This window comes from Amycolatopsis sp. PSD-21 (genome assembly GCF_055561455.1).
In genome coordinates, this window is the sequence record NZ_CM145712.1 from 8,731,251 (window position 1) to 8,747,005 (window position 15,755).

Genomic DNA, 15,755 nt, shown 5'->3' on the forward strand with positions numbered 1-15,755 from the left:
TTCGCCCGCCCTGACCTGACCACGTTCGCTCGTCTTGATGATCTCGGGCTCGAAGTGCTCGCGCGGCGGTTGGAGCCCGATCGGGCGATTCTCCGGTGCTGGGTTGTCGAGCCCGACATGGGATGGGCAGCAGCTTTCCGGTGGTGGTGCGTGATTCGATGTCGGCGTGGACTTTGGCCGCGTCGGCGAGTCGGTAGCGGCGACCGTTGCCCAGGTCAATGAGCCGCGTATATAGGTTCATGCGGGGTTGGTGCGCTGGTCGTCGACTCCGACACGCAGGCAACGATCGACCATTACGCCGAGGTCATCAGCTGGCGGGACGATCCTTGTTCTTCCCACGCCCGACGGCTAGGGCCGCGATGACTGCAAGACCAAACCCGAGTCCTACGAGAGCCAAGGGTTTCACCTTGTCCGCGGCTTGTGCGGTGGAGGCTTTCGCAGTTACGGCGGTGATGACCTGGTGTGGAGCCGGTTCCAAAGGGCGTGGCGTGCGGAAGAGGAGGACCCAGAGCATGGTCGCCAATGCGACCAGGGATGCTTCGACGACGATGACGAAGGCCGCGTATACATGCCAGCCGAAGATGTGTTCGGAAGGGACAAGGGCGGAGAGCGCCATCACTTCACCGAGACTCAGGATGAACACGGCGAACACGACGACCGGCCGCTGACCGGGGTCTGTCGCGGCTTCCCGGAAGAAGCCCACCTCGAGGCCCAAGGCGACGATGAGCAGAACGATGACCTGGGTCATCTGTGCGAAGAACTCTTTGTCGACATCACCACCCAGTTGGTACTCCCACCATGTGGTCGCGTAGTAAGCGGCGAGTGTGCCGGAAAGGAGCGGAATGGAGGTCCGGAGGCGGACCCACTCGCTCTGATCGCTGTCCCGAGCTTTCCGGCTCACCAGCATGGCCGGTCTGGCATCCAAGGTGGTCGACAGGATGAGTGCCAACGCCACCAGGTACGGGAGCGGGGTCAACAGATCGAGCCACAGTCTCGTCAAGTCACGGGGAGAGGTCCTGGGAGCGACCACAACCGTGGTCAAAAGATCGAGCGCCAGTGTCAATATGGCACCGACGAACCACCAGACCAAGACCGAGCGCCTCTTCGCGCCTCCGATCCGTCGTCTGAACAGATTCTTCGTCACCAGTACCAAGGCCAAAATGACGAGGTCGATCGGAGCCAGCAGCCAATCCCACCTATGGCGCAGTTCCATCTCCTCGTCGAACGCGCCCAGGAACTCGTCACTGAACGCGAGCACGACGAGCACCATGAAGACTGCGGTGATGGGAACGACAGCGGTCGCGGACGAGCGGCTGAGTCTAGTCACGTCCGACAGTCGCCTGTTGTCGGCGATGCGTTACCCGATAAGTCGAAAAGGGCGGAACGGTCGAGTGCCCGTGAGTACGCCGCGTCTAAACCCGTGATGAGGTCTGATCACGGCGCCACTTCCTGCCGAGATTCCCCTAGCAGGTGACGCCAGCCTCCCGATGCGGTTTCTCGCCGACACGTCGCGCAGGTGACCGCGGCGGCGGCGCTGTGGGACCTCGACGTGAAGTCGGTCGGGAACTTCGGCCCGTCGAAGTTCGCCGACGGCAAACCGGACCCGCAGGCGGGCGGCGTCGACCTCAACGCGGTGACCTCGCTCGGGAACGTGTGGAACGAGTTCAACTTCGACAAGTTCGTCGCGTTGAACCCGCAGCTGCTGATCAGCGTGATGTACCTCAAGGACCAGATGTGGTACGTCCCGGACACGCAGACAGAGAAGATCTACAAGGCCACACTGATTATTTGACTTCAAGCCAGACTGCCACAAAGCGCACCATATTCATGGCACTCAAAGCGCCGACCACGTCCACGGTCGAGCGATTTCACCTTTTAGACAAGCAACTCGATGTCGCGCTTGTTCCGCCGCCTCCACGCTTGAGTTCGCTTTCCCCACCACGAAAAGCGTCCAACGCAGTTCTCTTGCCGCAGCAAGGGTCCGATATCCGGGCCAGGTAGTCATGTCATAACCGCCGTACGCCGCCACGAAGGCGCGGTAGTCAGATTCACTGATCCGCGCAAAGTCGGTATAGTCGACTGCCAGCGAAACAAGATCCCATTCGCGGGGCCCGATTCCCAGTTGGTCTAGATCCAGCAATACAGGATCTCCCCCTGTCACCGGGACCGCTACATTGCCTTGCCAGGCATCCCCGTGTATGACGGTTAAGGGCAGGTTCGGCACCAACTCCCTATACTCCGCCCTCAATTGCTCGACCATCTCCTTGAGCCAGCCTCGATCTTCATCGGACAAGACGGCTCCACCGTCGATCGAAGATCGTAGTCCCTCGAACGGATCAGCAGCAGGAAGCGAAGGCACGTCCGGGGGCTCCAGGTTGTGGAGCCGCCGCAGTGTCGAACCGAGTTCAGTCGGCGTAGCATGCCGATGCGCAGGCAGCTCGACCCACCACGTGACCGGCCGACCGTCAACAAGCGTGGGCTGTTCGATACTCTCGGCTAAACGGACTACGGGAACCCCCGCTCGGTCGAGCCAGCGTGAGGCTTGGATCTGACGTTCCACGGCGCATTGGGTACCAGGCGACCCGATCCGAGCCACGACACCGCCAGACAGTCGGAAGAGGACGTTCGTTCCATCTCGGATCAAGACCGCACCCGCCGTCGGCACGGCTGCTCGTTCACCAGCGGCCTTCAAGACGGCCCACGCGTCCTGCAGCGTCGCAATCCCGCGCACGGGCTCATCAGTCATCGGCGGCACCAGATGCCACGAGTTCTGAAAACTCAGCTACCTCTGGTATCGCACGATGCCGCTCACAAGCCAGCATCAGCTTGGCAACTTCGCCGTCCATCCGCTGCGAGTGCAACGCCGCCGCGTCATCGACTGCTTGTCGGCCGATTACGAGGGCCTCGTGCGGGTCTCCGATGGACATCTGCAACGTAGCCAGGCGAGCCCTGGAAAAGGCCCGTGAGCGGGGATAGGCATCGCTGTGCAGTCGGATCGCGGACGCCAGTCGTTCGGCAGCGTTCCCGGGCAGCTTTTCCGCGACAGCGAGAGGCGTAAGCGCCCGTGCGCTGCTTCCAGCATGTTCAGCTTCGTCGTAGTAGACCATCCAGGGCGGGTCGGTTTCCTTTTGACGTTGGGCAAGGAACGCGTCCGAGCGATCGACTTCTGCTCGCGCTTCGTCGTATCGGCCCAGTATCGCTAACAACCGGGCACGGACCACACCGATCATCGCTCGAGTGGTAGCCGCCAGCCGGTCAGCCCGCACATGAGCGAACTCGATGAGAGACAAGGCTTCGTCGAGATTGCCGAGATAGACAGCTTGGCGAGCCATATCGGCGAGAGTCGCGGCCCGCAGCTCCCATGAGCCGCCCTGTTCCGCGCACCAAAGACCGAAGCGAAAGCACCGAACGGCGGCGTCGTGATCTTCGACGTCGAAGGCCGAGAACGCCACCACGCCCGCTAGGTTTCCGACCGCCTCGAAGATGCCCGCCTCTACCGCCGCGCTGGCTCGAGCACTCAGCAGGCGACCGGCCCATCGGAGGTGAGCCGCCCCTGCTTCGCCAGCCATACCGCCGCCATAGAGGTTCTCGCTGGCCGCCAGCGTGCTCGTCATCAGCTTGACCTGCTCGACCTCGGTCCACCCGATCCGCCGCGGCGGCTTCACTGTCAGTGTGAGTGTATCGATGAACTCAGACGGCGCCGAACCTATGTCAGCGCTCGCGTCGTGGTCATTCGCCTGGGTAACTGCCGAAATACGCGAACTCGATTGTAGGGCTTTTCCTGGTGACGACACGCTCGATCCTGCGTTGACAGAGCGTCCGGTGATGTCTGGTGCGCGGACCGCTCGAAGCAGCAACTCCAGCTCTGGCAGCGAGACCTTGAGGAGTTTCGCTAACTTCGGGCGTTTGGGTGGAAGCGGCTTGACCACGCCGTTCTCCCAACGACTGAGCGTGCTGACACTGATGCCCAACTCAAAGGCAAGGCTTTCCTGAGTAAGCCCGACAGTCTCTCGAGCCGTAGCCAAAACAGACACCGTGGTCGCCATCAGTTCACCCGCCAATACACATCGTCACACGACACACACATTACCGCAGGTCAGCGAGTCGTGCGCGAGGTTCGTCGCGCTGCCACTACGGTTTGCGCTCTGGCCAACGCCGCCAGATGAGCGCCCCTAGCTCAGAGGAAGGGCACTGACAAGGCGCTCCCATAAGAACGGGTTTGTCTTTTCAGCAGGGCGAACAAGCTCGTTGGGGAGAACTTCTACGCCCCATTCGCTCAACTTGGACAGGCTGTTCGCGAACGCCGGGTGCGCCGCCAGCGTCCTTTTCGCGTACGGCATCACGTAAGTGGCAACTTCTAAGCCGAATGTCTCGTTCAGCAGACCGAGTGCAGAGTTGTCCGAAACACCAGAAGCCCATTTGTTGATCGTGTTGAATGTCGCTGGGCAAGCGAGCACCAAGTCCGGATCCGGTAAGTCAGGTGAAGCCTCTCGACGCCCGCCATTCCTGATCGGGAAACCGGTGTGCACGGTGAGGGCTTCCATGTCGATCCAGGTGGCCGCTGTCGGTGTGACAAAGAGGCAGACGCTCCAGCCCTCGTGCTGCAGCCGGGTGATCAGGGTGCCGAGATCGCGAACTGGAGGTGCGGCACTGCCGACCAGGTAGAGCACTCGGTCAGGCATGGACACCGGCCCGCAGTGCAAGAGCCCGAAGTCCCGGCGTGGCGTTGTGTCGCTCTCGGCCAAGCAGCACTCGAATAGTGTCGCGGGCACTGGCATTGCGTGAGACCGCCTGCTTGGCGACGCGTTCCGCTTCGAGGAGATGAAGGACGGCCAGCCCGTCGTCCGCGGCGCGCATCGCCGCTCGTCCCAGGTCCAGGTGGACTTGCGACCGGCGCCCGATGAGCACGTCGGGAAGCCGGTCTGTGTCTATGGCCGAGCCGAGTTCGTAGGCTGTCTTGGCGTCGCCGAGGTGCACGGCGACGGACAACTCGTGGATCGCGACGTTGGTCGGCCCGAATCCGGTCCACAGCGCGTTTCCTTCGCCTCCGAGATCGCCGGCGAGTCCGCGGGCCCGTCGCAGGAGCTCGCGCGCGTTCTGGCTGGCATCGCTCCGGGCGGCCATGACGGCTGCCAGCAGGAGGAGCGCACCGCGCACCGAAACCCTCGCCCGCTCATCGTCGACCGTGTTCGCGGCCGGCAGGTCTTCCATGGTTTCCTCGACGAGGTTTTGAGCGTCGTCGAGGTGACCGTTCAGCAGCAGAGCACAGGCCACTTGGTAGCGAGCGATTCCGACCAGCTCGGGTTTCCCGGAGCCCAGCGCGGCCGAGTTCGCGCGATCCGCCGCGAGCCAAGCCAGGCTGCCGCTGCCAAGTTTCGTGGCCAGCTTCGCAGCGGCGACGTATCCGCAGGCTTTCTGCGCGAGGGCGCGGGTGCTGTCCGGCTGTCCGTTCAGCTCGGATATCACCAGGGGAAGCATCTTGGCAGCGTGCTCGTAGTCGGCATGCTGGTAGAGGCGGTGTGCGCGTGTGACGGCCTGCGTCAGTTCCCCCGGCTTGACGGGGTCGTCGGCAAACGTGGGCCGGCCGATGATCGACCGTCGCAGGTCATCCAGTAGCGCGATGTGAGTCCGGCGCGGACCGGCCCCCTGGGCCGCCAACGCGGTTTTCTCCCCGGCGGGGGCATCGGCGGCTCGCAGCACCTGGTGGAGCTGGACGAGTGACATGTTGAGAAGTTTGGCCAGTTTCGGCCGCGTGGTCGGCAGTGGTTCACTTGCGCCGGCTTCCCAGCGGCCTACCGTGCTGACGGAAACCCCGAGCGCGAACGCGAGTGTTTCCTGCGTGTGCCCTGCCGCCGACCGGGCACACCCCAACGGAGAAGACTTCGTCGCCATCAGTTTCCTTGTCGCCACACATCGTTACACGACACGTTACCGCAGGTCAGACCCTCGCGTGCGGGGTTCCTGCGGGGTAAATGGCGGGTTCCTGCTCTGGTCATCACCACAGGACCACACCACTGTCGTGACATCACGTCCCCAAGGAGCTGATGTCTGTGACTACCGACTGCCTCGATCTGGTTGAGCGCACATCCCGAGGCCGTGCGTTGCCGGTACGCGTCGACCCGCACCCCGAGCGGTTTACGCCTACTACGCCTACGCGAGCCAGCATCCGATTCTCCACGTCCTTTCCGCTGCCGATCGTCACAAGCCCCAGCTTGGTGTTGATGTCGCGTGTCCGTCAGGGTTTGCGCGGGTTGCGCGCGGAGCCTGCTAGCGCACCTTCATCGGCGGTCACGCCAACGGGATCCGCCCTATCGGCAGGTGATGTTTCGGTGTCGGCGAAAGAATTCCGCCAGCTATCCATGCCCTGCGACCTATGTTTGGGAAGCCTGATTCCCCTCGGCTGGGAAGGGTGGAGGGTGGGCCCCGATTCGGCCCCATTCGGTGAGGTCTTCGTCTACCGGTGGCCGGATCATGCGGACGTATTGGTCGTCACGAGGCACATCTCCGCCGAGGCTTACCGAACTCCCCTCACGAGGGATGCCGATCCGTTCTCGCCTGAACTGATTTGCTGGTCGTTCGGCGGCAGGACCAAGGATTCCTTGCGACGACTCCTCGCTCTTCCGCACCCCGGGGACAGCAGGGCTCCGAATTGGGGGCAACGGTTTCATGGAACCGCGCGTGTTCCGTCGCCCTGGCGCCAGGTCTTATGGCCTCGCGTCGCTTTGTCCAGCCAACAGCCTTGCAGTTGCGAACCTCCAGATTCCACCCGGTCCCGAGTGCGCCTGGAGCGCTGACCGTCGCCTACACCACCCGATTCGCAACCTGTTCTCGCTCAGACCATCACAGGACTCCATCATGCTCGAAAAGCTTCGGACTTCCGCTACGCCTGACACGTGCTCGGTGACCTGTGCCATCACGAAGGTCGAGCACCAGGTGGCCGAGGATAAGCAGGCTGCGGGTCGACCGAACGTCGGGATGACCGCGCTTTGCGGGGTAGTGATCCTTCCTCAAATCGATGACTGGCCACCGGGACGTGCCTGCCGAGAGTGTGCCCGGGCGCTCAAACGTCCGCGGGCCCAGGAGGCCACAACCGCGATTCCTCTCGATGTCCGAGACCTGTACGAGCGTGAAAGAAGGACGCCACCGCGACGTGGACGGGCTGGGCATCGACGACGCTGCGCTCTTGTCCGCCTTGTACGGCGCCACTGCGGCACCCCCACACCCCGAAGCGACATACCTATGCCGAGGACAGGGAACCCCGCGGCCACCGATACGAACGAGGCCGAATGAACCCGGACCCGTCGCCCCCATCGGGGCGCCCGCGGAGCGTCGAAGAGTGCCTCTCGCGTGATCGCGCCACAGCCAGCGGGTTCCATCCGCTGTATCCCCGCGCAGCGGATCCACTCGCCGCCGCGTGGTATGTGCGGGTCGGCAAGAACTACACGGACGTTCTGTTCCTGCTTCCCGGCATGCAGGCCTTCGCTCACCGCTATACCGGAGACCAGATGGACACCGGACATCGAGATCGTGCCCAGCTGGCCGCGGGCGGCTCTGCGGACTCGGTCGTCGACGCGGTCCTGGAGTGGCCACGTGAGTAGGACGATCGGGCGCCGGCACCACGCCCTGGATCCCGATGAACCGGTCTGGTGAGCGGCGTGGCCGGCCAGGTGATGCGCGGACCTCTCGACGGGGTCTGGCCGGAGCTGGTCGAGTTCTGGTTCTTCCGCCGCGTTGTCCTGCACCGTGTCCCGCCTCGCTATCTGCGTCGGCTGCGCTACGGCCGGATCACCGTGAGCGTGAGCCACTGCGGGAAGCTCTGCGGCCCTCCGTTCCCCGCGGGCGAGCGGACAGTCACCTGGTGCGGCGTCTGCTACCCGCCGTCATCACAGCCATAGAACCCGACAGCTCCCCGTTCATCCGAGAACTCCAGCTCCGTGCCATCGCTCACACCCCGAAAGGAACAGAATCCATGTCCCACCAGCCCACCGACAACACCGTCCTGCTCGAGACGGTCAGTGGTCGCGACTACGCCGAGGTGTTCGCGGCCGCGGCCGCGTGGTTCGCCGACTCCGCCCAGACCGACGTGGTCGTGTGGGGCCTCAACCTGGACGAGCAAGGCCCGCTGTACGTCGAGTCCGAGGACTTGTTCTACCTGGAACTGTTCTACCAGCGTTTCGACAGGCCTCGCCTCGTGCGCGAGACCTTCGAATGAGCCATAGCCGTGATCCGGCATCAGTGGCGAAACTCCGCCAGGGCGGGCGTCGTACACGACGAAGCCCTCCAGCAACGTCCCGGGAAATATCACAAGGAATTGCGATCATGAGCAGGAAAAACATCAGTTCTCTATCCACCGCGAAGAGGAGAGAGCTGGGCATCGAGCTCCAGCGAATCCGCAAGCGGGCCGGGATCGACGGAGGGACGTTGGGGGAACTACTGGATTGCAACGCGTCCACCATTTCACGTCTGGAGAACGGTCTCAGCAAGGTCGAAGATGGAAAAGTCGCGCTTTATCTAGCTCGCGCGAACGCCACGCCCTCCGAACTCGCGGAGCTCGTGGCTTTGGATCGCCGCGCAGATGACGGCTATCAGGTCAGGCCTCACCCCGCGGGGTACCCCGACGATCTTCCCATGGTCAGCATGCTCGACCGCGAGAGTGTATCCATCACCAGCTACGATCCCGCGGAGATACCGCGCCGCCTCCAGATCGAACCCTACATTCGCGACACCCTCAGCCAGCACGGGCACGACAAGCAGACACTCGACGCAGCGGTAATGACTCGGCTCTCACGCCATCCTTCCTCTCTTCAGCCGCCAAGGTCGTTCACCTTCTACATCTCCGAAGCAGCGCTTCGCGACAACACCGAAGACCCCACAGTCATGCGTCAGCAGTTGACGCATCTGTTGAGTGCGTCTTCGCTGCCGCGCTTCCACATCCATCTCGTCCCGGCGGACGCGCCCCTGACGGACATTCGCGACAGGTTCACCTTCTTCCGACACGATGAGTACCGCCCCGTCCTGCACCACCAGCTTCCTACGGTCAGCCTATTCCTTGAAAACGAGACAGAAGTCGCCTTCTACGAGAGCTGCGAGAAACGCATCACGGGCTTCACCCTCGATCGCGACGACACCCGAACCTGGATTAGGGCACGGCTCGAACAGCTGGATCACGACCTTCTGGGTTGACTCATACCGATCAGCCAAGATCCGCGTCAACCAATATCGCACACACAACAAGGTATCCATTGCACATGAGAAAAGAACTCTCCAGCCTCCAGCGACGAGAGCTGGGCTACGAACTTCGCCGAATCCGCAAGCGCGCAGGGTATCTCGCGACCAACATAGCATCCATGCTGAATTGGGGCGAGCCCGCGATTTCATACCTGGAGAACGGTAGCCGAAAACTCCCAGATGGGAAAATTGCACTTTACCTCGCCCGGGCGAAAGCGACCACCGAGGAGTTCGACCGCCTGGTGGCGCTCGATCGCCACCCCGACAACGGCTACCAGGTCAGGCCGCACCCGGCAGGGATTCCCGACACACTCCCCGTCATCACCCTGCTTGACGCCGAAAGCACATCTTACTCAACCTATGACGCACTGGACATCCCCCGCCATCTGCAAATCGAGCCGTATATTCACACCACCCTCGGCAAGCATGGCCACTCGCAGGGACCCACGCTCGACGCCGCGGCGCAAGCACGCCTTACCAGGAACCCTTCAGCAACACACAAACCCGGGCCTTTCATCTTTTATATTCCCGAGCCAGTGCTCCTCGCCAGCCTCGAGAACCCGGTCATCGCATGCGAACAGCTGGTGCACCTGATCCTGCTGTCGTCGCTTCCCCGGTGTCACATCCACCTTGTTCCCGCTGGTGCGCCAGTAGCCGACCTCGGTACGGGGTTCACCCTGTACCGGCACGAGGATCATCCCTCTGTCGTCCACCACCAGTTACCCACCGCCAGCCTCTTCTTCGAGAAAGAACACGACGTCGCCTACTACGAGCGACACTTGGAACAGCTCGCGGCTCTGTCCCTCGGCCGGCGAGAGACACGAGAATGGCTCTCTCGAACGCAAGCAGATGCCGAGCGACGTTTGGCCGATGCTCAACCGGTCGTGCTGAGCCGTTGCGCCGCTGGGACGGCGACCGGGGCATGAGACTCCCCTACGCCATCGACGATGAGCACGCTGCTGTCATCGCTGTCGGACGGGAAATCAACCATCCGGACACTGCACGCTGGCGAGCGATGACCACTGAGGACGAGCGACTCCGGCAGACTTACCGTGCTCTCGGCTTGCTGATCAAAAAGGTCGAGGTTTCCTTCCTCAAGCGCAAGGCCGATCTGCGCGCCTTCGAGGGCACCCGCAAGGAGTACCGGCAAGCGGCAGCCGAATACGAGGACTGGAAGTCACGCACGGTTCACTTCGCGAACCGCGCGCGTGAACGCCGAGCCGAGCTGGAGGACCGGGTCCGTCTCCTCAAGCAGGGCCACGGGTTCGCAGAGATCCGGACGGCGCTGCGGACGCTCGCGCAGGCTGTATCCGACCACCGTGACACGATCCGAAGTAGCGGTCGTCAGGAGACGACGGCGGACAGGATGTTGTGGTTCCGGCTGGATCTCTTGCCGGACGGCACCTTGGCGAACCACGCCTCCGGCTCTGCCACCCCTTGATCGTCCAGCGGCGGTACGACGTGAACAGGGTCTAGGCGTCCTGTTCGATGCGTTCGAAGATGTCGATGTCGGTGGCCTTCTGCCACTCGGGGAGGGCGTCCCAGTCCGCAACGTAGGACGGTTTCGGGTCCGGGAAGTGTTTGAAGATCTGACCGATCCAGCACAGGGCGACGAAACGACCCTTCTGCTCCGGGGTGAGCTTGGTTGTGGCGCCGTTGGTGGCCGTGATGAAGGCGAGAACCTGGTCGTAGACGGCTGTGGCGGCGTCACGTTCCCAGTCCGGTGTCTCGTCCCAGGGCGTGATGTAGCCGGGTTTCGGTTCGCCGGGATAGTGCTTGGTGACTCCGGCGATCCAGGCTTCGCGGAACACACGGCCACGATCGTTGGGCATTGAATTCCTCCACTAGGAGGCTGGCGATTTGCCAGCCGTCAGTCGATGAGCGTGATGGGCGCAGGGCTGAACCGGTCCGCGAGCAGGTCGTCGAGCAGGGAAGGCAGGGTGGCGGGCAGGAGCTTGTCGCGGCACTGCCGCAGCTCGTCCGCCGCCCACCAGCGACGCTCGATCAGCCCGGCCTTCTCGTTCTCGGTGGGCTTGAGCGCGACCTGCGGCGCGGTGGTGGGTGTGCGTCCGAGAAAGACGTGCTCGATGCGGTGATGGTCGCGGTCTTTGTAGCGGAAGCGGGATTCGCGGACCCACAGCTTGCGGCCGAGGGTCGTGAGCATGATCCCGGATTCCTCGGCGAGTTCTCGGCGGGCGGCGGTATGGAGGTCCTCGCCCTCGTCCAGGCCGCCGCCGGGCAGTTCCCACCAGTGGTGTGCGGGGTCGGTGGGGTCGAGGGCATGGATGAGCAGCACGCGGTCGTCGGGGTCGAGCAGGAGGACGCGGGCACCGATTCGTGGCGTGCTGATGCTGGTGGAGGCAGGCATCCTGTGGCAGGTCCTCGTGGTCGGCTGGCGGGCATGCGGGTCCGGCAGCCGGCGACGACGAGCGTGGGGCCGAGTGAGTCAGAACAGAGTCGGCTCCGGCTCGGCGTGTGTGGCCGCCGTGGCGGGATCCGACGTTAGCAGCGATGTGGTCGCGGTCATCGACACCCGCACGGCGAGTCCCGAATGGTCGGTGAGCCGGGTGCCGTCGGTCCCCGCTTCCCTGGTCGCGTGGACGTAGTCACACGCGGTGAGCCGCTCGGCCAAGGCGTGTGAGCCGTGGGCGTGGTCGTAGCGGTAGCCCAGCTCAGGGCGACGGGCCCAGCTGTGCTCGACGGCGTCGGGGTGCAAGTGCCGGAACAAGTCGAGCAGACCGTGTCGTTCGGTCAGACCGCTGTAGAAGCCGTACTCGAACGGTGCGAACTGGCCCCGGTGCGCCGGGGTGTGGCTGGGTTCGAGCACGTTGAGGTCGCCGAGCAGCAGCAGCGGTACCTCACTGGCGGTGGCGTCCAGGGCGTAGCCGAAGCGCTTGATCCAGGTCTTCTTGCGTTCGGTCTTCTCGGCGGTCGCGTCGCGGGAGGGCACGTAGGCGCCGACCACGCGCAGCGGCCCGTCGGTGGTGTCGACCACGATCCCGGCTGCGCGGGCAGGCAGATAGTCCAGTGCCGCACCGAGCGGGTCCGGGGAGGTGGCGAGCTTGCTGACGATCATCACGCCGAGCTCGCCAGGGGCGTGGTGGGGGAAGGTCACCGCGTAGCCGGCAGCGGTGAACGCCTCGGCCAGGAACTGGCTGCCCGCGGTGGACTTGGTCTCGGTCAGTACCAGCACGTCCTCCGGGCGGGCGGCCAGCCAGCGGAGCTGACGCTGCGCGCGGTCCAGCGACGGGGCGCCGACATTGACGGTGATCAGACTCAGAGACATGCCGCGCTCTTCTCGGTCAGGACGTGCTGGATGAGGGACACGATCGCAGCAGCGATCGTGTCGGGTGGGTCGCTGGTGGTGTCGATCGACGCGACCGGCCAGTTCCGTTGTTGCAGGTCGGCTACGGCGTGGACGTACCGGGCGGTCTCCATCTCGCTGTTGTCCTCGGCGCGCTCGAAGCGGCTGTGCCCGCCGCGCGCCCGCAGCCGGGCGTCGATCACGCCCGCGTCACCGGTAAGGATGACCGACAGGTCCGGCCGGTAGACGCCGTGGTTGAGCTGCCACACCACTTCTGCCGGCAGGCCGTCGAGACCTTGCAGCACCAGCGAGGACGCGACATAGCGGTCGCACACCACCACCTGGCCCTCGCGCAGCGCGGGCACGATCTCGGTGGCGAGCTGGTGGTGCCGGTCGGCCGCACACAGACAGGCCAGCGCCATCCCGTGGAAGGTGTCCGTGCCGTGCCGGGCCAGCTCACCCAGCCGTGCCCGGGACGGTTGGGTCGTCGCGTGTACCGGTATCCCGGCCGCGGTCAGTGTCTCGGTGACCAGGCGGGCGGCCGTGGACTTCCCGACCCCGCCGGGGCCGTCCAGAGTGATCAGCGTGCCCGGCAGGCGACGCGACTCGTCCAGCACCAAGCCGGTCATGCGGGCATCAGCGGCAGCAACCGGCGCCCCTCGGCGTGGTCCTCCTCGACGACGGGGCATTGTTCGGCGTCGATGTCGCCGATGCGGCCACCGGCCGCGACCACCGCGGCCGGGCAGCCCTTGCCACATCGCGTGTTCAGCGAGCACGCCGTACAGGTGACGTTCGCACCGACCTGGTAGCGGTCGTGGAAGCGGTAGTCGTTCAGCCGCTGCGCGATGTCCGCGTCGGTGAAGATGTTGCCGACGATGAACTCGGTGTCGGTGTGCCGCGAAGCCGGGGTGCGGGCGGCGAACACCAGGTACGGGCACACCGTGACCTCTCCGGGGGTGAACACGTAGATGATCGTCCCGGCCTCGCACCCGGCCAGCGGCCGGGCTTCGGTGTTGGGGAAGCGGATATGCGCGATGTCCAACCCGGGGCCGTCGAACGGCGCGGTCAGCTCAAAGATCTCCCGCATGTGCAGAGTCGTCTTGGCCAGCTTGGCCTTCGACTTGACGCCGCGCCCCATGCTGCCCAGCGGGTTGAGCAGCACGTAGCGGGCGCCGTTCGTACGGGCGAACGCGCACAACCGGGCGTACTCCTCGTTCTGCGCCAAAGTGTTCGGCGTGCACAGCAGCCCTTGCAGGATGCCGGCCCGGCCGAGTTGCTCGACGGTGGCCACGGTGACGGCGAAGCTGGCCCGATCACCCCGGAACTTGCCATGTGAGTCGGCGGCGAACCCGTCCAGGGACACGTTGCAGTGCACGCCCAGCTCGGCCAACGCCGCGATCTGCACTGTGGTCAGGGTGGTGGCGTTCGTGCAGATCCCGACGTCCATCCCTGCCGCACGGAACGCGCGCACGATGTCCAGGAAGTCTGGATGGATCGTGGGTTCCCCGCCGGTGAGAGTCACTCGCCGAACCCGGCTGCCCGCCAGGCGCGGGATCGCCTTCTCCATCACCTCGGTCAGCGGCATCTGTTTGCCGACCCGCGTCGCGGACACAAAGCAGTGAGCACAGCGTAAATTGCAGTCTTCGTTGATCTGCACCAGCGCCTTGCGGAACGGCTGCTCTACCGTGGTGCGGAAGTAGCAGGACGAGGCCACCTCGTCGGTGGCGATATCGCGAGCGATCACCAGCACAAACCTCCGCTTTCCAAGACGTTCCGGGTTGGGCGCCGCCGGGAGGGGCGTATCGGATACCCAATAAATGTTCGGTCGAACAGTATCCATTCTTGAGATGTTCGTACGAACATTTTGGGACAGTTCGGCGGGAAGTGCGATCAACGACAGCCCAATTGTCCGAGCGAACAATGCCCATGCCAGGGTGTGCCACCGACAGGACAGGACGAGGAGGACGCGATGCTAGAGATCGCGGACGACGGCGAGGCGGCGGATGTCCTGGCAGCGCTGCTGAGCAGCCCGCCGGAGATGCTCGACATCAGCCTGGACCAACTGCGTACCCTGGCCGTCGTACACGCCACAGGCACCGCGCAACGCGCCGCACGCGCGCTTGGACGCGAGCAGTCCAGTGTGCAGAAACAGCTCGACAACCTCAACAAGGCCGCGACCCGCCTGGTCGGCGAGGCGCTGGTGGTCAAACAGGGCCGAGGCAAAGACTTCCTGTTCACCCCCTCCGGCGAGGAAGTCGTCGCCCTGGCACAGCAGACCCTGCTGTCGTGGACCGACAGTCTTCACCGAAGCCGGCGCCGGGTCGGGTCCACCGTCACCTTCGGCACCACCGAGTTCACCGTTCAGTTCCTCGGCGCCGTGTGGCCAGCGCTGCGCGAGGACTTCGAGCGCCGCGGCGTGCAGCTCAACATCGAGCACGTCCGCACCCGAGACCTGTGGCGCAAACTCGACGGCAAGAAGGTCGACCTGGTATGCGGCAGCTTCGCCGCCGAACCAGGCCGACCGCCCACGTTGGACTACGACTTCCTGGAATGGCACCGCGAACGCGTCGCCCTGCTCACCAACCTGAGCACCCGCGAACTGCCCAGCACCCCGGTCGGCGCCGAACAGCTCCCCGGCCTGCCACTACTCGCGCCCACCGCCGGGCTTCTCGCCCAGTTCCTCAGCCGCTGGTACGGCCCCGACTACCGCGGCGTGCTCGACGTCATCGCCGACATTGACTCCCTCAACTATGGCCTCAACCTGCTCACCAGCCAGCTCCTGCACGGCTGTCTACTCACCACCGAACGCGTCGCCGACGCCGCCCTCGAGGGCCGGTTGCCTGGCCAAGGCCTGCGCAAGATCGACCTCGCCGACGACTACCACCCCAGCCTGGAGATCGTCACCGGGATCTTCGCCCGCAAAGGCGAACGCGCCCGCTATGCCGCCGAACACCCGCTCAACCTACTATGGAACGCCTTTCACGAAGCGACACCGGCTCGAGCCCTCCCCTCAGCTCTACCGGGCTGACGGGTCGTGTGCGCCGTGACCTTGGCCGTGACGCAAGCCGACGCCAGTTTGGGAACCAGCGGTGTCAGGTCACCAACCGCTCGATCATGTCCAGGGTCAGCGCCGACACCACTTCGACCGGTCACTTCGTCGCCAGGTACGACCCGGGTTACCGGGTACGCGACCGTCAGCTATCCGCGCGTCGGCCTGAACACC

The 15,755-nt window shown here is 64.5% G+C and carries 18 protein-coding genes; 8 read left to right on the plus strand and 10 right to left on the minus strand.

The window, feature by feature from the left end:
- Positions 1-307: 307 nt before the first annotated feature.
- A complete protein-coding gene (locus ACZ1DY_RS41075; RefSeq protein WP_465482921.1) occupies positions 308-1,270 on the minus strand; it encodes a hypothetical protein in 963 nt (320 codons plus the stop codon).
- A gap of 246 nt (positions 1,271-1,516) precedes the next feature.
- Between ACZ1DY_RS41075 and ACZ1DY_RS41080 the strand changes: the two genes are divergently transcribed.
- Positions 1,517-1,792 (plus strand): hypothetical protein, encoded by a 276-nt coding sequence (locus ACZ1DY_RS41080; protein WP_465482922.1) that lies wholly within the window; start codon positions 1,517-1,519, stop codon positions 1,790-1,792.
- Positions 1,793-1,834: 42 nt separating this feature from the next.
- On the opposite strand, the gene ACZ1DY_RS41085 is transcribed toward ACZ1DY_RS41080, so the two are convergent.
- The 4 genes from ACZ1DY_RS41085 to ACZ1DY_RS41100 form a co-directional block, all read right to left on the minus strand.
- Positions 1,835-2,746, minus strand: a complete 912-nt coding sequence (locus tag ACZ1DY_RS41085; RefSeq protein ID WP_465482923.1) for a phosphotransferase enzyme family protein — start codon at positions 2,744-2,746, stop codon at positions 1,835-1,837.
- Entirely contained in the window at positions 2,739-4,046 is a 1,308-nt protein-coding gene (locus ACZ1DY_RS41090; RefSeq protein WP_465482924.1) for a helix-turn-helix domain-containing protein, read from the minus strand. The genes ACZ1DY_RS41085 and ACZ1DY_RS41090 overlap by 8 nt, the downstream gene beginning before the upstream one ends.
- 126 nt (positions 4,047-4,172) lie before the next feature.
- The gene (locus ACZ1DY_RS41095; RefSeq protein ID WP_465482925.1) at positions 4,173-4,670 is read right to left on the minus strand and encodes a flavoprotein; all 498 of its coding nucleotides are present in this window, start codon (positions 4,668-4,670) and stop codon (positions 4,173-4,175) included.
- Between the two features lie 4 nt (positions 4,671-4,674).
- Complete coding sequence (locus ACZ1DY_RS41100; protein ID WP_465482926.1) at positions 4,675-5,892, minus strand: helix-turn-helix domain-containing protein; 1,218 nt, start codon at positions 5,890-5,892, stop codon at positions 4,675-4,677.
- A gap of 1,394 nt (positions 5,893-7,286) precedes the next feature.
- Between ACZ1DY_RS41100 and ACZ1DY_RS41105 the strand changes: the two genes are divergently transcribed.
- The 6 genes from ACZ1DY_RS41105 (at position 7,287) to ACZ1DY_RS41130 (ending at position 10,669) form a co-directional block, all read left to right on the plus strand.
- Positions 7,287-7,598: a hypothetical protein gene (locus tag ACZ1DY_RS41105; protein ID WP_465482927.1), complete on the plus strand. Its 312-nt coding sequence runs from the start codon at positions 7,287-7,289 to the stop codon at positions 7,596-7,598.
- A gap of 48 nt (positions 7,599-7,646) precedes the next feature.
- The gene (locus ACZ1DY_RS41110) at positions 7,647-7,895 is read left to right on the plus strand and encodes a hypothetical protein (protein WP_465482928.1); all 249 of its coding nucleotides are present in this window, start codon (positions 7,647-7,649) and stop codon (positions 7,893-7,895) included.
- Positions 7,896-7,969: 74 nt separating this feature from the next.
- Entirely contained in the window at positions 7,970-8,212 is a 243-nt protein-coding gene (locus ACZ1DY_RS41115) for a hypothetical protein (RefSeq protein WP_465482929.1), read from the plus strand.
- Positions 8,213-8,319: 107 nt separating this feature from the next.
- A complete protein-coding gene (locus ACZ1DY_RS41120) occupies positions 8,320-9,183 on the plus strand; it encodes a helix-turn-helix domain-containing protein (protein ID WP_465482930.1) in 864 nt (287 codons plus the stop codon).
- Positions 9,184-9,248: 65 nt separating this feature from the next.
- Positions 9,249-10,154: a helix-turn-helix domain-containing protein gene (locus tag ACZ1DY_RS41125; RefSeq protein ID WP_465482931.1), complete on the plus strand. Its 906-nt coding sequence runs from the start codon at positions 9,249-9,251 to the stop codon at positions 10,152-10,154.
- Complete coding sequence (locus ACZ1DY_RS41130; RefSeq protein WP_465482932.1) at positions 10,151-10,669, plus strand: hypothetical protein; 519 nt, start codon at positions 10,151-10,153, stop codon at positions 10,667-10,669. The genes ACZ1DY_RS41125 and ACZ1DY_RS41130 overlap by 4 nt, the downstream gene beginning before the upstream one ends.
- Before the next feature lie 31 nt (positions 10,670-10,700).
- Here the strand turns inward: ACZ1DY_RS41130 and ACZ1DY_RS41135 are convergent, their stop codons facing one another.
- The 5 genes from ACZ1DY_RS41135 to ACZ1DY_RS41155 form a co-directional block, all read right to left on the minus strand.
- Positions 10,701-11,060: a hypothetical protein gene (locus ACZ1DY_RS41135; protein WP_465482933.1), complete on the minus strand. Its 360-nt coding sequence runs from the start codon at positions 11,058-11,060 to the stop codon at positions 10,701-10,703.
- A 38-nt stretch (positions 11,061-11,098) separates the two neighbouring features.
- On the minus strand, positions 11,099-11,596 hold the full coding sequence (locus tag ACZ1DY_RS41140; protein ID WP_465482934.1) for an NUDIX hydrolase: 498 nt from the start codon (positions 11,594-11,596) through the stop codon (positions 11,099-11,101).
- Positions 11,597-11,674: 78 nt separating this feature from the next.
- The gene (locus ACZ1DY_RS41145) at positions 11,675-12,514 is read right to left on the minus strand and encodes an endonuclease/exonuclease/phosphatase family protein (RefSeq protein WP_465482935.1); all 840 of its coding nucleotides are present in this window, start codon (positions 12,512-12,514) and stop codon (positions 11,675-11,677) included.
- Complete coding sequence (gene tmk / locus ACZ1DY_RS41150) at positions 12,505-13,161, minus strand: dTMP kinase (protein WP_465482936.1); 657 nt, start codon at positions 13,159-13,161, stop codon at positions 12,505-12,507. The genes ACZ1DY_RS41145 and tmk overlap by 10 nt, the downstream gene beginning before the upstream one ends.
- A complete protein-coding gene (locus ACZ1DY_RS41155; RefSeq protein WP_465482937.1) occupies positions 13,158-14,276 on the minus strand; it encodes a radical SAM protein in 1,119 nt (372 codons plus the stop codon). The genes tmk and ACZ1DY_RS41155 overlap by 4 nt, the downstream gene beginning before the upstream one ends.
- A 225-nt stretch (positions 14,277-14,501) precedes the next feature.
- On the opposite strand from ACZ1DY_RS41155, the gene ACZ1DY_RS41160 reads away from it, so the two are divergent.
- Positions 14,502-15,560: a LysR family transcriptional regulator gene (locus ACZ1DY_RS41160; RefSeq protein ID WP_465482938.1), complete on the plus strand. Its 1,059-nt coding sequence runs from the start codon at positions 14,502-14,504 to the stop codon at positions 15,558-15,560.
- Positions 15,561-15,755: the final 195 nt, after the last annotated feature.

Bases quoted from the DNA above. Each gene is read 5' to 3' on its own strand.
- ACZ1DY_RS41075 (WP_465482921.1), bottom strand. From the start codon at position 1,270: ATGGTGCTCGTCGTGCTCGCGTTCAGTGACGAGTTCCTGGGCGCGTTC.
- ACZ1DY_RS41085 (WP_465482923.1), bottom strand. From the start codon at position 2,746: ATGACTGATGAGCCCGTGCGCGGGATTGCGACGCTGCAGGACGCGTGG.
- ACZ1DY_RS41090 (WP_465482924.1), bottom strand. From the start codon at position 4,046: ATGGCGACCACGGTGTCTGTTTTGGCTACGGCTCGAGAGACTGTCGGG.
- ACZ1DY_RS41100 (WP_465482926.1), bottom strand. From the start codon at position 5,892: ATGGCGACGAAGTCTTCTCCGTTGGGGTGTGCCCGGTCGGCGGCAGGG.
- ACZ1DY_RS41105 (WP_465482927.1), top strand. From the start codon at position 7,287: ATGAACCCGGACCCGTCGCCCCCATCGGGGCGCCCGCGGAGCGTCGAA.
- ACZ1DY_RS41115 (WP_465482929.1), top strand. From the start codon at position 7,970: ATGTCCCACCAGCCCACCGACAACACCGTCCTGCTCGAGACGGTCAGT.
- ACZ1DY_RS41120 (WP_465482930.1), top strand. From the start codon at position 8,320: ATGAGCAGGAAAAACATCAGTTCTCTATCCACCGCGAAGAGGAGAGAG.
- ACZ1DY_RS41125 (WP_465482931.1), top strand. From the start codon at position 9,249: ATGAGAAAAGAACTCTCCAGCCTCCAGCGACGAGAGCTGGGCTACGAA.
- ACZ1DY_RS41130 (WP_465482932.1), top strand. From the start codon at position 10,151: ATGAGACTCCCCTACGCCATCGACGATGAGCACGCTGCTGTCATCGCT.
- ACZ1DY_RS41135 (WP_465482933.1), bottom strand. From the start codon at position 11,060: ATGCCCAACGATCGTGGCCGTGTGTTCCGCGAAGCCTGGATCGCCGGA.
- ACZ1DY_RS41140 (WP_465482934.1), bottom strand. From the start codon at position 11,596: ATGCCTGCCTCCACCAGCATCAGCACGCCACGAATCGGTGCCCGCGTC.
- ACZ1DY_RS41145 (WP_465482935.1), bottom strand. From the start codon at position 12,514: ATGTCTCTGAGTCTGATCACCGTCAATGTCGGCGCCCCGTCGCTGGAC.
- tmk (WP_465482936.1), bottom strand. From the start codon at position 13,161: ATGACCGGCTTGGTGCTGGACGAGTCGCGTCGCCTGCCGGGCACGCTG.
- ACZ1DY_RS41160 (WP_465482938.1), top strand. From the start codon at position 14,502: ATGCTAGAGATCGCGGACGACGGCGAGGCGGCGGATGTCCTGGCAGCG.